This window comes from Polaromonas aquatica, from assembly GCF_050626995.1.
GTDB classification, from domain to species: domain Bacteria; phylum Pseudomonadota; class Gammaproteobacteria; order Burkholderiales; family Burkholderiaceae_C; genus Polaromonas; species Polaromonas aquatica_A.
Genome location: NZ_CP192467.1, coordinates 3,453,429 through 3,469,363, shown reverse-complemented (window position 1 = coordinate 3,469,363; position 15,935 = coordinate 3,453,429). Strand labels below are relative to the sequence as shown.

Below are 15,935 nucleotides of genomic sequence, written 5' to 3'. Positions count from 1 at the left end.
CGCGCAGCGTGTCAGGCGCGCTGCTTCAAGGCTTGCTGAAAGCAGCGCACAAACGATCGCACAATGACCGAGCCCGGCTTGCCGGCGGGCAGCAACGCATTGATGGGCACGGGGATCAGGGGCTCCAGCTCCAGCAGGTCTACACGCGTGAGGTCGGCGGAAGCAGCTGTACAAGTGTCAATCACTGCAATGCCCAGCCCGTGATGGGCCAGCGCCAGTGCCGAATGATAGGTCTGCACGGTGATGTGGAATTCGAGGCCAACGCCTGCTTCGCGGCAGGCCTGGTTGAGGCTGCGGCCCACCGGGTCCATCACATCAAGCCCGACCACCGGCACTTTGGTGAGATCTTCCAACGTAACGCTGCCTCGCTTGACGAGGCGCGCGGGCAGCATGCCCTTGGGTGCCACGCACACCATGCGGCCATCGGCCAGGTGTTCCTGCGCCAGCGCCGAATGCGCCGCCGGGCTGAACAGGAAACCGACATCGCCCTCCTGCAATGCCAGCGCCGAAATAATCTGCGGCGAATGCAACGCCCGCACGGTAATCGCCACGTCAGCATGCTTGACCTGGAAAAGCTTGATCGCATGGGGCAGGATTTCGTAGCTCAATGCCAGCACCGTCAGGATACGAAGTTCCCTGGCGCTTTCGCCCGTCTTGAGGTTGGCGGCCAGGCGCTGCACCTCATCGAGCTGGGCGAACAGCCGTTCAATGTGCGGGTACAGCGTCAATGCTTCGGAGGTCGGCGTCAGCCGGCCCTTGCTGCGCTGGAAAAGCGCAAAACCCAGCTGCAGCTCGGCATGCTGCAGGATGCGGCTGACTGCCGGCTGGGTGACGTTGATCAGGCGCGCCGCCCCGCTGACGCTTCCGGTAAGCATGACCGCGTTGAAGACTTCGATATGGCGCAGGCGCATGGGGTGATTCCGTGGTCCGTTCAGGCAGGATGGTGCAGATTCAGCACAGCAATTATCGTGCGCATGCGCGTGTCAGCCAGTCACGGAAAACACCCATGGCCCCAGTCAAGCGCCGGGACTTGAGCCGGGTCAGCCAGTAGCTGCCGTTCTGGATTTCCAGTGAAAACGGCCTTGCCAAACGTTCTTCCTGCAGCTCCCGCGCAAACAGGCTCACCGGGAGCAAGGCAACGCCAGCGCCCTGTGCGGCAGCTTCCGCCATGGTCAGCGACGAATCAAACACAGCACCCCTGACCACCGGACAGTCCACCCCTGCCTCGGCAAACCAGCTGACCCATTCATCGGACCGGTAGGAGCGCAGCAACACTTCACCAGCCAGGTCTGCCGGTTTACGCAGGCGGGACGCCGTTAGGGGCGAACAAACGGGCGACAGCGGCGACGGGAACAGCAGGTCAGCCTCAGTACCATGCCACGCGCCATCGCCGAAGCGGATGGCGTAGTCCAATCCCTCACCGGCCAGGTCCACACGGTTGTTATTGGTAAACAGCCTGAAATCAACGAAAGGGTGCGCTCGCTGGAACTCCGCCAGCCGCGGAATCAACCAGCCTACCGCGAAGGTACCGACAGCCCCGACACTGAGAACCTCCCGAAAACGGCCATCGCGAAATTGCTCCAGCAGCGCGCCGATGCGGCCGAACGATTCCGCCAGGACAGGCAATAACGCCAGGCCTTCGTCCGTCAACGCCAGGCCACGCGGAAGCCGCCGAAACAGCGGAACGCCCATGCGTTCCTCCAGGTTTTTAACGTGCTGGCTGATCGCGGTTTGTGTGACGTTCAACTCGTCGGCGGCCCGCGTGAAGCTCAGATGGCGTGCGGACACCTCAAAGGCGCGCAAGGCATTCAAAGGAAGATGCATCTGTTCAAGCCCAAGATTTACTTATGAGTTACCCCGATTATTGCCATTTGCACGAACTGCAGTCATTCCATATCGTTACCGTCCTCACATCACCCCTAGAGGAAAATCATGCAAAGACGACAATTTACCGGGACACTGGGAAGTTTGATGCTGGCCGGTATGGCTTCAGCTCAAGCCCAGAATTTATTGGGCATTGGCACCGCACGACAAGTCACAGACGCAAGCGCTGTTACCGCACAGCTCAAAGCCCTGGAACAGGAAAGCGGCGGCAGGCTGGGTATTGCCATCCTCAATACCGGTACCGGCGTGCAGTATGGACACCGTACCGGGGAACGATTCCCCATGTGCAGCACTTTCAAGCTGCTGGCAGCCGCGCTGGTGCTGCACCGGGTAGACACCGGCAAGGAAAGCCTCGACCGCCAACTGCCTGTTGACGGCGCAGCACTGGTTGCCCATTCACCCGTCACCGGGCCAAGAGCCGGCGGCAGCATGTCTCTCGCGGAACTGTGCGAGGCGACCGTCACTGTGAGCGACAACACAGCCGCCAACCTGATGCTGGCCAGCTTCGGCGGACCCATGGGCCTGACCCGCTACGCACGCTCCCTCGGCGACCGCATGACGCGGCTGGACCGTATTGAAACCGCGCTGAACGAGGCCAGGCCCGGCGACCCGCGCGACACAACCACACCAGCCGCGATGCTGGGCACCGTACAAAAAATCGTGCTGGGCAATTCACTGTCAGACGCCTCGCGCCGGCAGATGCGCCAGTGGCTGACCGCCAGCAAAACGTCCGACCGGCGATTGCGCGCGCTGCTGCCACGGGACTGCGAGGTTGGCGACAAGACAGGGACCGGAGCTCACGGCACGACCAACGATATCGGCGTCCTCTGGCCTGCAGGGCACGCCCCTGTGGTGATCACCATGTATTTGACGGAGAGCCAAAAGCCCCTGGAGCAACGAGAGGCCATCGTGGCAAAGGCCGGTCAGCTGGCGGTTTCGCTGGCCACGCCAGCTTGAAAAAATCGTGACCACACGTTGACCATCGCCTGAAAGCCAACTTCCGGGCGGCTTTGTACGCCGGTGGGAGGTGGACAAGTCCCTCTCAAACAGCTCCGCCAGGTGATGCGTTGGGAAGCTTGCAATTTATTACCAAGGTCCGGCTGCAACAGCTTGACCCTCCTACTGTGGCAAGGTCTACATTCAACTGATGACCCCGGCCAGACCGGACGCTGCCGGCAAAGCAGGGCCTGAACTTCAATGCCCTGGAGACATCCATGATTGCCCAACCCATCGACTACTTTTTGATTGTCTGGTTTGCCCTGGCCCTGGGGTCAACGGCCTATGTCGCCTGGGACCAGTTTCGCCATAACCCGGAACCAGTGGTCATGAAGTGGGGTTTCGTGCTGGTCACCCTGTATATGGGCCCGATAGGCCTCTTGCTTTACGTCATGGCCGACAAGGAACCGCATCCAGGCCAGCATGAAGCGTTCATCAAACCGTTATGGAAGCAGGGAGCCGGCTCGACCATCCACTGCGTTGCCGGTGACGCGACCGGCATCATCCTCGCGGCCGTCATTACCGCAGCGTTGGGCCTGCCGATGTGGCTGGACCTCATTGTGGAATACCTGGCGGGCTTCGCGTTTGGCCTTTTTATCTTCCAGTCGCTGTTCATGAAAAACATGATGGGCGGCACCTACATGGAGAACGTGAAGAAATCCTTCATACCCGAATTCATCAGCATGAACGCCATGATGGCCGGGATGGCGCCGGTGATGTCCCTGCTGATGATGGGGCGCGACATGCGTGCGATGGACCCCACTGAACTGATTTTCTGGGGCGTCATGTCTTTGGGGGTTGTGGCCGGTTTTGCCATTGCTTATCCGGTCAATGTCTGGATGGTGTCCAGAAAAATGAAGCACGGCCTGATGACCCGGCGCGGCGACGGCAAACACGGAGCGCCGGCAACATCAAGTGCCCATGGGAACCATCACAGCGCCAGCCCGGCCGAAAGCGGGATGGGGCATGCCGGGCATGCCATGCAACCCGATGTGACTAAACCCCAACTGGCAGCCGTCTGCATGACCACTTTGCTGATGCTCGCCGGAGGAATGACGGTTCCCGCACTGTTCGTGAACATGACCCTGTCGGCCCGGGATGTCGGCGGCGCCATCATGCCGCCGGGAATGATCATGGGATGGGACACGCCCGGCGAGGCCATGAAGGACATGGCCGCAATTCATCCACGCCTTGTAACCCGCGAAGCCGGAGCCATTGCACGGGGAGATAGCCCCCTTGAACCCACGTTGAAAGACGGCGTCAAGGTTTTTGAGCTGGAAACGGGTGTAGCGCGCTGGAGCATCCTGCCGGATGTCAAAGTGGAAGCCTATGCCTTCAACGGCCAGGTGCCCGGGCCACGCCTGCGCGTCACCGAGGGGGACAAGGTTCGTATCAGGGTCACCAATCGGCTTCCCGAATCCACCACGGTGCACTGGCACGGCCTGATTGTCCCGAACGAGATGGACGGCCCGGCCAAGATCACCCAGCCGCCTATCCCGCCCGGAGGTAGCTATACCTACGAATTCACCACCGGGCAGCCCGGAACATTTTTCTACCACACACACGACCATGCAGATCGCCAGCAAGCCCTGGGCCTGTATGGTGCGCTCATCATCGATCCCAGGAATCCCGCCCAAGAGCTGAACGCCGACAAGGAATATGTCATTCAATTGCAGGAGTGGCTCAAGCGCGAAGGTCTTACCTACCCTGCCATGTTGATGGAGGGCGCCCTGCCCAATTACTTCACCATCAACGGAAAAGCCTATCCCGAAACCGAGACCATCAATATGCGTGTAGGTGAAACCATCAAACTACGGTTCATCGGTAGCCATAACAATTTCGTGCATCCCATGCATGTCCATGGCGGGCCATTTACCGTTGTAGCGCGGGATGGCTATCCACTGGCTGAAGCGGCGCGGTTTGAAGCGGACACCGTCAACGTAGGTCCGGGGCAACGCTATGACGTCATCTGGAAAGCCCGCAACCCCGGCAAATGGGTCGTGCATTGCCACATACCGCACCACACGACGAACAATAATGTCGAGCACCAAGGCGGAGGCGGATTGACCATGATCCTGGCAGCCAGCTGAATTCGGTATCTGCCCCTTCGAAATGCTGGAGTGGCCCAACATTCAGCAAAAACCTTGATTTTCGGGTTTTTAGCATTGCATACTGTTGAAAACAAAATACCTCAGTACCCGAAAGCTGGTTACAACGAAAATCGCACAATGTAATACTAAAGATAGATAATCGGGAGATTCCCAGAAGAATTCACCCGCAACATGAAGATCAACCCGCAGGTAGTGGTCGATGGCCTCATCAACCAGATCACCGCCGCCGTTCTCACCACGCCTGAAGTTGAAGAATTACTGCAGCGAGGGAAAAAGGACAAGTTCAACCGGGCTGGCCATCAGCTTCTTGGGGCGCTTCCCGACGGCCCCACAAGGCTCGATTTCATCTGCGAAATAACATTTCAGGCAGAGAAGCAACGCAGCTCCTTCCTCGTGAAGGTCCTCGGCCAGGCGAGCCATGACAGCTCGCACTGGAACATCACCCAGATTTATGGCGTTGAGGTTGATCCGCTGGACCGCGAGGGCACGGGATTTCAAGCGTGATGTGAAACGGACCGCGCGGAGCAGATCGGCAACAACTGCGTGCCGACCAGGTCGGTGAAACACGGCTGCCCGTCCGCTAGCCGCCCCTGTCGTGGCGTCGATAAGACTTGCATTCACAACCGCAGCGCGGCGAGCACGGCAGCACCGAAGGCAATGAGATTGAGCACCGCGGATGCGGCGTGGGAGTACTCCCATTTGCGACGTAGTGCTTCCCAATTCGAGGGGGCCGCCGTCCAGTTCTGTGTCGCCCTATTAACCGGAAAGGTAAACATCCAGAACACCGCCTGTGTGGCTGCCACGCAGAGAAAGGCAACAATGGCCGCGATCTCCGCTCCGGATCCGGCAGTTCTCGCACGGACGAACAGCACAGCGGTACTTACCATGGCAAGGATGACAACCGGCGCCACAAAGTGCCAGCCACGGTAGAGCTTCTGGGCAACGAGATACTCTTCTTTGCTCAAGTGAATCTTGTTGGGTAGCTCCATGGCATGGGCAGCGGCCGGGATGAGCGCAAGACCGCAAAAGAAAATGGCAACAAATGAAACCAAATGGTGTGACATACAAGGTGCCTCACATTGAATATGACCCGGCAGACAACAGGTGAGCAAAGTCGCCGGTAGGACGTCTGTGCCGACTGACCTGGTAGACCTCTTAACCGCAGGATAGCGAGTGCCAGTTCGATCCTTTGAAAAAGTCTGAGTTCATCAAATTTTTTAAAAAAAGTGATCAGATGGAGATGCCAGGCGGCGGCGCATAAAAAGTGCTCGCCCTACTCCAGCCAGGCGACACTTTAGTGGTCTACAAACTGGACCGCATTGCACGTCTCTGAAGCACCTACTGACGTTTCTCGACCGCATCAATGCCCAGGGTGCCCAGTTTCGCAGTCTTACCGAAACCATCGATACCAGCACCGCAGCGGGTCGGATGATGATGCAGATTGTTGGCGCCTTCGCTGAGTTCGAATTGGAAATGATTCGGGAACGCACAAGGGTCGGACTCCACGCGGCCATGCGACGAGGCTCTAAGCCCGGCGGGTCCAGGGCTATGGCCGGACAATGCGATATCTTTCCAGAGCCGACCTGTTAGACCTCAGCGCATCGTCACGGATCACGACCGAACTCCTGTCTGAAAATCTCTGAGCTGGAACGCAGTGCATTCTCCGCGCGTTCGCCTGTCAATAGGGTGAGATAGCCTGGCTGACCGGCTGTGCAGATGAAGAGAAAGTAGCGTCCTTCTGTGGACCGGTAGATGCGATGGGTCTGAAGCGGGTAGTCGCCGGTATCTTCGTCTCGCTTTCGCACGAGAACAGCCTCGCATAGTTCTTGGTATGCCTGTGCGCGATTCGCGAATGCGGCTTCCACCTGTTCTTGCTGCGTCGGACGGGTCACTAACGTATCCCTGGGGTCTAACGTCGGAGTTGACCGGCTCGCTGCCGGTGCGTGTCCGTGTCCGTGTCGGTCGACCTGTTAGACAGCGTTAGCAATTGCATGACTACTGAACTCCAAGCCGTATTCCGCCTCCGAACGCAGCTATCCCGGCGAGGATAAGAGCGAACTCAATGGCTATGCGGAAACGGGGACCGAGCGCGACAAAAAGGCCGTGCCGTACCAGAACACCCATGTACAGCAGTACCGGGCCGAGAGTGACTATCCAAGCGGCGAGCCCCCGCAAATGAAGTCCTCCCTCGCCGCGCTTATACGGGATGTACTGGTCTCCAACGATTGCCCCGTATGCCAGGTACACGATCATTCCGCCGAAGACGATTACCCCAACAAGATGGTCACGTGGACTGAGTGAGCGGTGCATCTGCGGTCTAACGTCGGAGGTGAGCGGTGACCAAGGAACAGGAGCGGCGTAGCCGCGGACGCCATTGGACGTCCGTCTCGACCGACTTGTTAGCGTGCATGGCCTGGAACCTCTCTTTCACGCGCCATCCAAATGACCGTGAGCAAGCTAAGCGCCAGGGCCACAGGACCCCAACGCGGCATGACTACAACGAATACGGTAGGTGACAGCACAAAGACGGCAAGCACAAAAGCGGCCACCCAAGGTTTAGCACCCGCTGCATTCAGCCAACGCCAATACAGATGGCCCGTGAAGAGGACTCCCAACGCGACGATGATTGTCGCAGCAGTTACCGCCAGGCTTTCGCGAGCGTGTGGCGCACCGAAGATGAAGATGAGGGCTGCGAATCCGAATGCCGCAGCAACCGTGGCGCCACAGAAGTGGACGAGCATTGGGAGAGCTTGCCTGGGAATTACGCGCCAACGCATATCTGCTAACGCTTGACATGTGAGGCGTCGCCCGGCTCGCCGGGCGACCTCCTCTCGATGGAAGGGTTAGACCGCACTTCTAGGAGAGCCACTGAATGACCACATCTCCGCGAGCAGCGGCGTCTTGATAGAAGACCTGCAGTTGCCGGTAGTTCTCGAGGGCATAGTCCAGCGCTTCCTGTCCATCCCGAACCCAGATTGCGTCGGGGTAAATTTGCTTGGCTTCCATGTCTTTCGGGTTGAAGCGCTGCGACAGCGCTTCTTCGGAAATGCCCGACAACGATGTGGCTACGCTTCGGACTTGTTGGGGAGTCAGAAAACGAGCCGGACCGTAGCCAACCTCTGGGCCAAACTCTTGGCCACCGATGACCGCGAGAGATTGCGGCTGCGTACCGCCATCGGCCAGGCCGGTGAGGAGATAGTGAATGCCGTGCCAAGCCTTGTCTAGGTCAAGGTAGTTTGGCGGCTCACTCTCGCCGTCGTCAGGAGAGAGGTACGCCTCGATCCGATCTGGTTCTTCCTGTAGCTCCAGGAGCGCTTCAGATGACAGGGATGTGAAGCAGGCAACCATTCCCATGTGACTAATCTCCAAAAGTTATGTGTGCGGTGTACCGTTGGAGATGATCGGCGGACAGTAGGCGGGCAACGCCCACCGATAGGACGTCCGTGTCGATCGATTTGTTAGGCTGCATCGCTATCCCGGAAATAGAAGGTATACCCTGTTGCCCTAAAGAAAATACATCGAGGAACGACGTCCGCCGAACCCACTCAATCGATAGCTTTGGAGGTGCACCCAGATTGGTATGCGCATACTTCCCCGTTGTCCAGTGCACCTCCACATTTCGACGTGCGCTCCTCTCGGCTTCTGATTCAGACGAGGCGCGGACCAAGCGTGTCGTGTAGAAGCCAATGATGTCTTGCCCAGACTCCTTGCTGGGCACTCGAATGCCGGTTCCGTGGGGCATGACGCGGTAGTAGGACATCGGGAGTTCTGTGCAGTCTAATGTAGAAATGACCGGACGGCCAACACGAGCGGCGAAGCCGCCTCTTGCTGTTGTGGATCCGTGTCGATTGACCAGTTAGATGTGCACGCAGAAACCAGCTTGCTCATTGAGTACCTCCTGGCATTGGATCAGAACCATCACCCGGCGGAGGCGTTTTGCGTCTGCGAGACCCCGCGTCGGTCAAGTGCACAAGAAAAACGCAGACTGCTCCAAGGACAGGCACTAGCCACACAATCAGGCATTGAAGGATCTTCTGAGTCGTGGTCAGTGCCGGCGAAAGCACAACCCACGCAGCGACGGTAAGGTTCGCCACGACCAGAACGACGACGCATATGCCGAGTGTGTTGATCATCTAACGTTGCCGCTGACCGGAGCACAACCGACGCGGCGAAACCGCAACGTTCAGTTGTGTTTCCGTGTCGAGAAAAAAGTTATATGCTTTTAGCATTTGAGTCCCGTGCTTTTGCTGGATCGATATACAACTACAGCAATAATAGAAAACACTACTGCCATAGCAAGCGAGCCAACATCCATGCTTTTCGCAAAAAAGTATGAAAGGCCGGCCACAATCCACATAACGGCGGAAAGCAGTATCCAAACCCACACTCCGCTAGCTAATTTGCTCGTCTTGTAGTCTCCAATACCGTATAGCTTTTTTGCACGCTCATTCATTTCCACCAACTCTACAGCGTCTTTTAAACAGGCATCAGAACAAGCCAGACCTTTTGGAAATGATATTGCACACGTCCTGCATATAGCCTTATTACATGACTTACAGATGCCTATTGCGGGCATAGCACTGTGCTCAAAGCATTCCATGTCTTCTCCCAGATGTATAACGTAGAAATGAGCGGCGACCAAGCATAGGTGCCAACGCCGCAAGTGGAAGCACCTGGGCGTCCGTCTCGATTGCCCTGTTAGGTCTCTGCTGCTCAGTCATACGTGAGGTCGTGAAAACTGGTGGAGGGCGCGACTTGCCCAAGTTCTTCGCCTAAGTGGTCGATAGACACAAGCCACTCTTGAAGTGGGGCATCGGAAGTGACAACTTTACCAAGAGTAGCCGCAACTTTACGCCGAAATTCCAGCAGCGTTGAACCCGAAATCGGTTTGTGCAAATGCACGTAGATAACGACGTCATCCTCCCTCCAGTCGTAACTCATACGCTGGACATCTACCTCAGCCGCGTTGCCAACAGAATCCACTAGGGCCAAACGAATGGACTCCTCGATTGGCTGTCGGCCAAGATGGCGTTTGCGTTGCTTCGACACCTGAGACCTAACGTCGGCCGCGAGTGGACCGCAACGGCGCACCCAGTTGCGAAGAATGGCTGAAGCGCATCCCGCCGTTGTGGGTCCAATCGACGAACCTGTTAGGACTTAGCCGGCTCAACACGCAGTCTTCCTTTCACTGCTGAAAGATGAGCGCGATCTTGAACGGTCACATACCACTCCGGCTCTCCCCTTTCCACGTCAGTCAATAGACGAATACCGTTCGAGAACCCCACCAACAATTCAGAGTTTGACTGGACTTCGATGTTGATAATCTCTGCCCCCAAGATCTCCGTGCCTTGAGGCTTCTTGATGTCACCTTGCCAGTGAAAGCCAGCATAGAAGGTGACCTCGCCTTGAGGGTTGTTTCGCTTCGGCGGTGTTAGCTTCCCAAGCTCGATGTACATGGCCCTGTAATCGCCGAACCAAACGTGCGACACGGTCTTGCCTTTCGTTGCGTTCAAGATATCCACGGGCGTCAAGCTGAGTCCTAACGTAAAGGTGACCGGCACGTTAGGTCTCAACGTCACGCTCCTCGCCTACCCTGTCGATCAGAGACAAACCTTCCGCGGCAGCTGCGGCAACCTCAGAAGTGCCGCTCATCGCAGGTGACCGAAGCATGCGCACTGACTCAGGATGCCGGAAGAACGGCAATGTCAACGCGACGTCTTCTTGCATTGACACGGAGCCCGTCGCAAGGAGACCGGCCAGGAAAGCTGGATCAGTGCGGCGATGCTTCCTTCGGAGAGCCCAGAGCAGCTCTGTGACATCGTCCTCATCGAGCGCAGCCTCGGCGAGACGGGCCTTCACTTCAGGAAGTGAGGGCAGTTTTGGCTGTGGTTCCAAGCGCTCACGGATAGCCTTGGACCTGGCGCTTCCCCGCGGGAGGCAAACCGGACACCCGCAGAGCGGTTTGCCGTGAGCGTGAGGTTTATAGCGCCAGCCCACACCATGCGGCAGGCTTCGCACCTTTTCGATTTCGCTCGGACCAATTTTCCGGGCTACGAATACCTCATACCCCAGAGGGTCCGACAGCGCTCGTAGTTCCTTCACCGCGTCAGCCAGCGGCATCTCTCGGTGCGGCTCGTGGTACTTTGCCGCCCACACGGTTTCGGTCGACGGCAAGCGGAAGTAGACGCCCGCAAGCACGCGCGATCCGCGCCTCCGCAACTCGCGAATCCACTGGTGCGAAATGAAATGGCTTTGAAGCATCGGCATGAAGTAGATCGCGCCCGTTTCCTTCGGCAGCCGAATGCCCGCGCGCAGCACAGAGGCCGCGTTCTTCTCGTCGGTGATGTGAACGACTACCGGCACTTCAGATCTAACGCTGGAGTTGACCGGCGACGGGGAGGAGTATGCGCGAAGCGCACTGAAGCACCTGGGCGCCCATGTCGAACGACCCGTTAGGCCGCAGTGGGGGCTCGCCTAGAAGCATTCGCATTTCCCTCGGTAGGAGCCTTTCGCAGACATTGGGTAATCCTTGTCTGGTACGACTTTCGAAAACCTTGGCGAGCATTGGACGCGACATTCCGCATGCGCATCCCGAGGCGGCGGCAGAACGCTCCCGAGAAGAAAGCTGCCGCCGGCTAGGAGGCCAAGTACGGCCACGAGCACGAGTGGTCGAGGAACACGGGCCAAGAACTGACGGAGGCACGATCTGACTTCCATGCGGTCTAACGTTGGAGTTGACCGGCACGCAGCTGCATTGCGCCGCGAACCGTGCGCGGAAGCATACGTCTCGCGGCGCAATGCAGCTGCGTGTTCGTGTCGAATGACCTGTTAGGTCTCATTTCTGTCTAACTCCCTTCCACCAATGCCACAGGCCAGGCAAGACAAGCGCTACGTACGCAATGCCGCCGAACACTGCCTCGATCTTGCCCTGCCAAATGCCGAAACCAATGCCTCCGAGACCAACTAAGGCGAAAAGCGCAAAGAACACAGCTAGGACGGCCGGCGGAAGGAGGCGCCCGTCGGATTTTCGACCGCGACCGGTTAGTGCGCGGTAGGTGAGCAAGCACAGGAAGTAGGCTAGCACCGAACTGATACCGAAAGCGACTACGAAGAACCAATCAAATTTGCTGGGCTCTCGAAAAATCGTTTCGAGCATCCCATAGCAGATGAACAAAGGCACGTACGCAAAGACCGCGAGGATGGCTGCACCGAACCAGCGTATGACGATCTCCAGGATGTCAGTCATTGAGACCTAACGTCGGCGTTGTCCGGCGAGCAGCACACGCCGCGCAGCGGCCTTCCGCTGCTTGTCCGTGACGAACAAAATGTTAGGTGTCATGGCGCATCAACAAAGAGGAAATAGATAACGCAGCCAATAAAGACGACGAAAAACATCCCAAGACCGCGCCTCATGGCTCTTGGCGTGACGAATCCAAAAAACCGGAATGCAGTTGCATGAAACACTTTCCCGCAACCTGGGCATTTGACGCGCGTATCCAAGTCTTGCAATGCTGGCGCGATCATGAGGCCTGTCATCGTCCGGCTTGCCCACGCCCCGTTCGCGGGGAATTTGGAACCACACTTTGGGCACTGTTCGTCGGTCATGAAAGGAGACCTAACGTTTGACTTGAGCGGCGCCGTCAGGCGTCCGCTCGAAGGATGGGTTAGCCAGCACGGCGCTCACCGTTCGCAAAACTCAGCAGCATGGTTCCAGCGACCACCACTATCGAGACAGCCGTCAATTGCCACGAAGTGTAAAACAGGGCCAAGGGTCACAACACCAATGAGGACAAGGGCGACCACCATTAGCGCCAGCCAAAGACGTCGGTTTCGGATCGGACGGAGGAGCGACTTTTCCATGCTGGCTAACGTAATGTATACCGCAAGGTCTGCGGTATAACCTGGCCGCCAAATCCAGCCAAGTGCTTGTTATTAAAAGACTTATTACCCATTTTGAGTTTCACTCAGGTCGATAAAAAGGGAGCAAACCCCGCAAGCCGATTCTAGGCGGACAGGGGTGGAAACCGCCTCCTCAATATGGACGAGCGCAGCCCAAACAGCCAATTTCGTTGTGTTTGACCATCGCTAGCTTTAACCCGGCCCGGCTGCGCTTGGTGTCATGTCGGCTGCGGGCGTCAGGCCTGCCCTGTGAAAAGTCGCGCTGCCTCTCCTCCTACTTGGCACGGACCATGACATCAGTAGGGCTTCGATGACAAAGCGTCCGCCAAGGCCGTAAAGCACTGGGTTATTGTGGCTGAGGCTGAGCAGCTACCGGATGCAAAGCGCGACTGGCTTTTTAACGCCATCGGCATCAACCCAATTCTTCTACGTCGGGATGTGGCTTTGCATGAGGCAGAAACACAAAAGCCGCCCGAAGGCGGCTCTGTGTCTTGGCGGAAACGGAGGGATTCGAACCCTCGATGAGGCTCTACACCCCATACTCCCTTAGCAGGGGAGCACCTTCGGCCACTCGGTCACGTTTCCAATAAATCGATTATCTCACGACTTCCCGGCCATTTTCAGGCGGCTGGCTGGTCCAGGTCAAAAGCCTTGTGCAGGGCGCGCACGGCGAGTTCCATGTATTTCTCGTCTATGACGACGGAAGTCTTGATTTCGCTGGTGGAAATCATCTGGATGTTGATGCCCTCTTCGCTCAGCACGCGGAACATCTTGCTGGCGATGCCCACATGGCTGCGCATGCCGATGCCGACGATGCTGACTTTGCAGATCTTGGCGTCGCCGGTGACTTCTTGCGCGCCCAGTTTGGGCAGGACCTGGGTTTTGAGCAGGTCGACGGCTTTGGAGTAGTCGTTGCGGTGAACGGTGAAGCTGAAGTCGGTTTTGCCGTCTTTGCTGATGTTCTGGATGATCACGTCCACTTCGATGTTGGCGTCGGCCACGGCGCCCAGGATCTGGTACGCAATGCCGGGGGTGTCGGGCACGCCGAGCACGGAGATTTTGGCTTCATCGCGGTTAAATGCGATGCCCGATACGATGGCTTGTTCCATGTTTTCGTCTTCCTCAAAGCTGATCAAAGTGCCTGACTTGGCTTCTTCGTTGATGTCGATGTCCCATTCGGTGAAGCTGGACAGCACGCGCAGCGGCACCTTGTACTTGCCGGCAAATTCCACCGAACGAATCTGCAGCACCTTGGAGCCCATGGAGGCCATCTCGAGCATCTCTTCAAAGCTCACGGTGTGCAGGCGGCGTGCCTCGGGCACCACGCGCGGGTCGGTGGTGTAGACGCCATCGACGTCGGTGTAGATCAGGCACTCATGCGCCTTGAGCGCGGCCGCAATCGCCACGGCCGAGGTGTCGGAGCCGCCGCGGCCCAGCGTGGTGACGTTGCCGCCCTCGTCCACGCCCTGGAAACCGGTGATGATGACGACCTTGCCGGCGTCCAGGTCGGCGCGCACGCGCTCGTCGTCGATCGACTCGATGCGGGCCTTGGTGTAGGCGTTGTTGGTCTTGATGGTGACTTGCCAGCCGGCGTAGCTCACGGCCTGCATGCCTTCGGCCTGCAGGGCAATGGCCAGCAGCGCGCTGGAGGCCTGCTCGCCGGTGGCGGCCAGGGCGTCAAGTTCGCGGCTGTAGGCGTCGCCGGGCTTGCCGGGGGCCAGTTCTTTGGCCAGGCCCAGGAGGCGGTTGGTTTCGCCACTCATGGCGCTGGGAACGACGACCATCTGGTGGCCGGCCCGCGCCCACTTGGCCACGCGTTTGGCCACGTTGCGGATGCGCTCTGTGGAGCCCATCGAGGTGCCGCCGTATTTATGAACGATCAATGCCATTGCAGGGTTCAATCAGGAAGTTGTTGCGAGTTTCTTGCGGGCGGTTAGCGGCAAAAGCGCTTGCCAAACGCTGTTTAGCAGGCTTTTGGCGGCTCTTCTGCGCCAGCAAAGCCTTCAATTATACCTAGGCCTACTACCTGGTTAGGCTGGCTTATCCACTGCTGCGGCGTACTGCAGCACCGCGCCGGCCCGCGTGACATGCCCGGTTGCCACCTTGAGGTGAATCTGGTGGCCGCGCGTGGTGCAGGCGGCGATTTGCGACAGCAGTTGCTCCAGTTGCGCGGCGCTGGGCGTGGCCTGCTGTTGCAACAGCCAATGGCGCAGCACATTGGCCTGCCGTGGCTCAGACAAGGCCTGCAGGGCCTTGATGACCGGGGGCGAACCAACCGTTGCAAGGTCCTGCTGCGCGACTTCCAGCAACAGTGCCTGGGCCTGGGCGGCATGCCGGGCGCTGCGACCGAATGTTTCGCGGAACTGCGGAAAAGCCTCTTCGAGCGCGGGCAGCAGCCGCGCGCGGATGCGGTTGCGCGTATAGCGTTCATCCGTGTTGGTCGGGTCTTCCACCCAGGCAATGCCACGCTCACTCAGCCACGCGCGCAACAGCGCCCCCGGCACAGCGAGCAGCGGTCGGTGGTAGGTGATGCCGTCCCGCTCCCAGCGCGCCGGCATGGCGGCAAGCCCCGGCAGCCCGGCGCCGCGCGAAAGCGCCAGCAAAATCGTTTCAACCTGGTCGTCGGCATGCTGGGCGACTGCTATATCTTTGATAGCGCCTGGTGCGCGTCCTTCCTTGGCCGCAGCACTAAAAGCTTTGTAACGCGCCTTGCGCGCCGCATCTTCGGGGCTTTCACCAGCGGCATAGCGGGCATCCACACGCTGAATGATCAGCGGCACATTCAGTTGCGCGCACAGGGCAACGCAATGCCGCTCAAAGTCGTCGGCCGCCGCCTGCAGGCCGTGGTGGATATGGATGGCATACACCTGACCCGGCCATTTCCCGGCGCAGGCCACCAGCAGGGCAACCGAGTCGGCGCCGCCGCTGAGCGCGACGGCCAGTGGCAAAGAAGGCTGAAATTGGGAGATTGCAGCGGCGATCACGGCGCTGTCACTCTCGGCCTCAACTCCATGGGCTTTCGCATGGTGGCGGACCATGGTCTTG

Annotated in this window: 15 protein-coding genes and 1 tRNA gene; 4 read left to right on the top strand and 12 right to left on the bottom strand. The window is 58.5% G+C overall.

The features are described 5' to 3' along the window. Window positions 1-11: 11 nt before the first annotated feature. Both ACQ4MS_RS16685 and ACQ4MS_RS16680 read right to left on the bottom strand, forming a co-directional pair. A complete protein-coding gene (locus tag ACQ4MS_RS16685; RefSeq protein WP_431095750.1) occupies window positions 12-911 on the bottom strand; it encodes a LysR family transcriptional regulator in 900 nt (299 codons plus the stop codon). A 52-nt stretch (window positions 912-963) separates the two neighbouring features. Beyond that, window positions 964-1,824 carry a LysR substrate-binding domain-containing protein gene (locus ACQ4MS_RS16680; protein ID WP_431095749.1) on the bottom strand — a complete coding sequence of 287 codons (861 nt, stop codon included), beginning with the start codon at window positions 1,822-1,824 and terminating at the stop codon, window positions 964-966. 108 nt (window positions 1,825-1,932) lie between these two features. On the opposite strand from ACQ4MS_RS16680, the gene bla reads away from it, so the two are divergent. The 3 genes from bla to ACQ4MS_RS16665 all read left to right on the top strand — a co-directional run bounded on the left by bla (window position 1,933) and on the right by ACQ4MS_RS16665 (window position 5,495). Further along, entirely contained in the window at window positions 1,933-2,841 is a 909-nt protein-coding gene (bla, locus tag ACQ4MS_RS16675) for a class A beta-lactamase (RefSeq protein ID WP_431095748.1), read from the top strand. Window positions 2,842-3,098: 257 nt separating this feature from the next. Continuing rightward, entirely contained in the window at window positions 3,099-4,970 is a 1,872-nt protein-coding gene (locus ACQ4MS_RS16670) for a DUF4396 domain-containing protein (protein WP_431095747.1), read from the top strand. Between the two features lie 192 nt (window positions 4,971-5,162). Next, a complete protein-coding gene (locus tag ACQ4MS_RS16665; protein WP_431095746.1) occupies window positions 5,163-5,495 on the top strand; it encodes a hypothetical protein in 333 nt (110 codons plus the stop codon). A 113-nt stretch (window positions 5,496-5,608) separates the two neighbouring features. On the opposite strand, the gene ACQ4MS_RS16660 is transcribed toward ACQ4MS_RS16665, so the two are convergent. After that, window positions 5,609-6,055, bottom strand: coding sequence for a DUF1772 domain-containing protein (locus tag ACQ4MS_RS16660; RefSeq protein WP_431095745.1), 447 nt, complete (start codon window positions 6,053-6,055; stop codon window positions 5,609-5,611). A gap of 193 nt (window positions 6,056-6,248) precedes the next feature. On the opposite strand from ACQ4MS_RS16660, the gene ACQ4MS_RS16655 reads away from it, so the two are divergent. After that, window positions 6,249-6,581, top strand: a complete 333-nt coding sequence (locus ACQ4MS_RS16655; RefSeq protein WP_431099606.1) for a recombinase family protein — start codon at window positions 6,249-6,251, stop codon at window positions 6,579-6,581. Between the two features lie 809 nt (window positions 6,582-7,390). On the opposite strand, the gene ACQ4MS_RS16650 is transcribed toward ACQ4MS_RS16655, so the two are convergent. The 9 genes from ACQ4MS_RS16650 to tilS all read right to left on the bottom strand — a co-directional run bounded on the left by ACQ4MS_RS16650 (window position 7,391) and on the right by tilS (window position 15,928). Continuing rightward, window positions 7,391-7,732, bottom strand: a complete 342-nt coding sequence (locus ACQ4MS_RS16650) for a hypothetical protein (RefSeq protein WP_431095744.1) — start codon at window positions 7,730-7,732, stop codon at window positions 7,391-7,393. A gap of 115 nt (window positions 7,733-7,847) precedes the next feature. Then, window positions 7,848-8,345: a YfbM family protein gene (locus ACQ4MS_RS16645; RefSeq protein WP_431095743.1), complete on the bottom strand. Its 498-nt coding sequence runs from the start codon at window positions 8,343-8,345 to the stop codon at window positions 7,848-7,850. A 1,796-nt stretch (window positions 8,346-10,141) separates the two neighbouring features. Further along, window positions 10,142-10,522 carry a hypothetical protein gene (locus ACQ4MS_RS16640; protein ID WP_431095742.1) on the bottom strand — a complete coding sequence of 127 codons (381 nt, stop codon included), beginning with the start codon at window positions 10,520-10,522 and terminating at the stop codon, window positions 10,142-10,144. A 31-nt stretch (window positions 10,523-10,553) separates the two neighbouring features. Then, window positions 10,554-11,354: a hypothetical protein gene (locus tag ACQ4MS_RS16635; RefSeq protein ID WP_431095741.1), complete on the bottom strand. Its 801-nt coding sequence runs from the start codon at window positions 11,352-11,354 to the stop codon at window positions 10,554-10,556. Window positions 11,355-11,826: 472 nt separating this feature from the next. After that, the gene (locus ACQ4MS_RS16630; protein ID WP_431095740.1) at window positions 11,827-12,237 is read right to left on the bottom strand and encodes a hypothetical protein; all 411 of its coding nucleotides are present in this window, start codon (window positions 12,235-12,237) and stop codon (window positions 11,827-11,829) included. Window positions 12,238-12,326: 89 nt separating this feature from the next. Next, window positions 12,327-12,596, bottom strand: coding sequence for a hypothetical protein (locus ACQ4MS_RS16625; protein WP_431095739.1), 270 nt, complete (start codon window positions 12,594-12,596; stop codon window positions 12,327-12,329). Window positions 12,597-13,382: 786 nt separating this feature from the next. After that, window positions 13,383-13,475: transfer RNA gene (locus ACQ4MS_RS16620), tRNA-Ser, on the bottom strand. 35 nt (window positions 13,476-13,510) lie between these two features. Further along, a complete protein-coding gene (locus ACQ4MS_RS16615; RefSeq protein ID WP_431095738.1) occupies window positions 13,511-14,779 on the bottom strand; it encodes an aspartate kinase in 1,269 nt (422 codons plus the stop codon). Between the two features lie 141 nt (window positions 14,780-14,920). Then, window positions 14,921-15,928 (bottom strand): tRNA lysidine(34) synthetase TilS, encoded by a 1,008-nt coding sequence (tilS, locus tag ACQ4MS_RS16610; RefSeq protein ID WP_431095737.1) that lies wholly within the window; start codon window positions 15,926-15,928, stop codon window positions 14,921-14,923. Between the last annotated feature and the right edge of the window lie 7 nt (window positions 15,929-15,935).

Excerpts from the sequence above, each read along its gene's own strand:
- ACQ4MS_RS16650 (WP_431095744.1), bottom strand. The coding sequence starts at position 7,732 with ATGCTCGTCCACTTCTGTGGCGCCACGGTTGCTGCGGCATTCGGATTC.
- ACQ4MS_RS16670 (WP_431095747.1), top strand. The coding sequence starts at position 3,099 with ATGATTGCCCAACCCATCGACTACTTTTTGATTGTCTGGTTTGCCCTG.
- ACQ4MS_RS16685 (WP_431095750.1), bottom strand. The coding sequence starts at position 911 with ATGCGCCTGCGCCATATCGAAGTCTTCAACGCGGTCATGCTTACCGGA.
- ACQ4MS_RS16645 (WP_431095743.1), bottom strand. The coding sequence starts at position 8,345 with ATGGGAATGGTTGCCTGCTTCACATCCCTGTCATCTGAAGCGCTCCTG.
- ACQ4MS_RS16680 (WP_431095749.1), bottom strand. The coding sequence starts at position 1,824 with ATGCATCTTCCTTTGAATGCCTTGCGCGCCTTTGAGGTGTCCGCACGC.
- ACQ4MS_RS16660 (WP_431095745.1), bottom strand. The coding sequence starts at position 6,055 with ATGTCACACCATTTGGTTTCATTTGTTGCCATTTTCTTTTGCGGTCTT.
- ACQ4MS_RS16625 (WP_431095739.1), bottom strand. The coding sequence starts at position 12,596 with ATGACCGACGAACAGTGCCCAAAGTGTGGTTCCAAATTCCCCGCGAAC.
- ACQ4MS_RS16615 (WP_431095738.1), bottom strand. The coding sequence starts at position 14,779 with ATGGCATTGATCGTTCATAAATACGGCGGCACCTCGATGGGCTCCACA.
- tilS (WP_431095737.1), bottom strand. The coding sequence starts at position 15,928 with ATGGTCCGCCACCATGCGAAAGCCCATGGAGTTGAGGCCGAGAGTGAC.
- bla (WP_431095748.1), top strand. The coding sequence starts at position 1,933 with ATGCAAAGACGACAATTTACCGGGACACTGGGAAGTTTGATGCTGGCC.
- ACQ4MS_RS16630 (WP_431095740.1), bottom strand. The coding sequence starts at position 12,237 with ATGACTGACATCCTGGAGATCGTCATACGCTGGTTCGGTGCAGCCATC.
- ACQ4MS_RS16665 (WP_431095746.1), top strand. The coding sequence starts at position 5,163 with ATGAAGATCAACCCGCAGGTAGTGGTCGATGGCCTCATCAACCAGATC.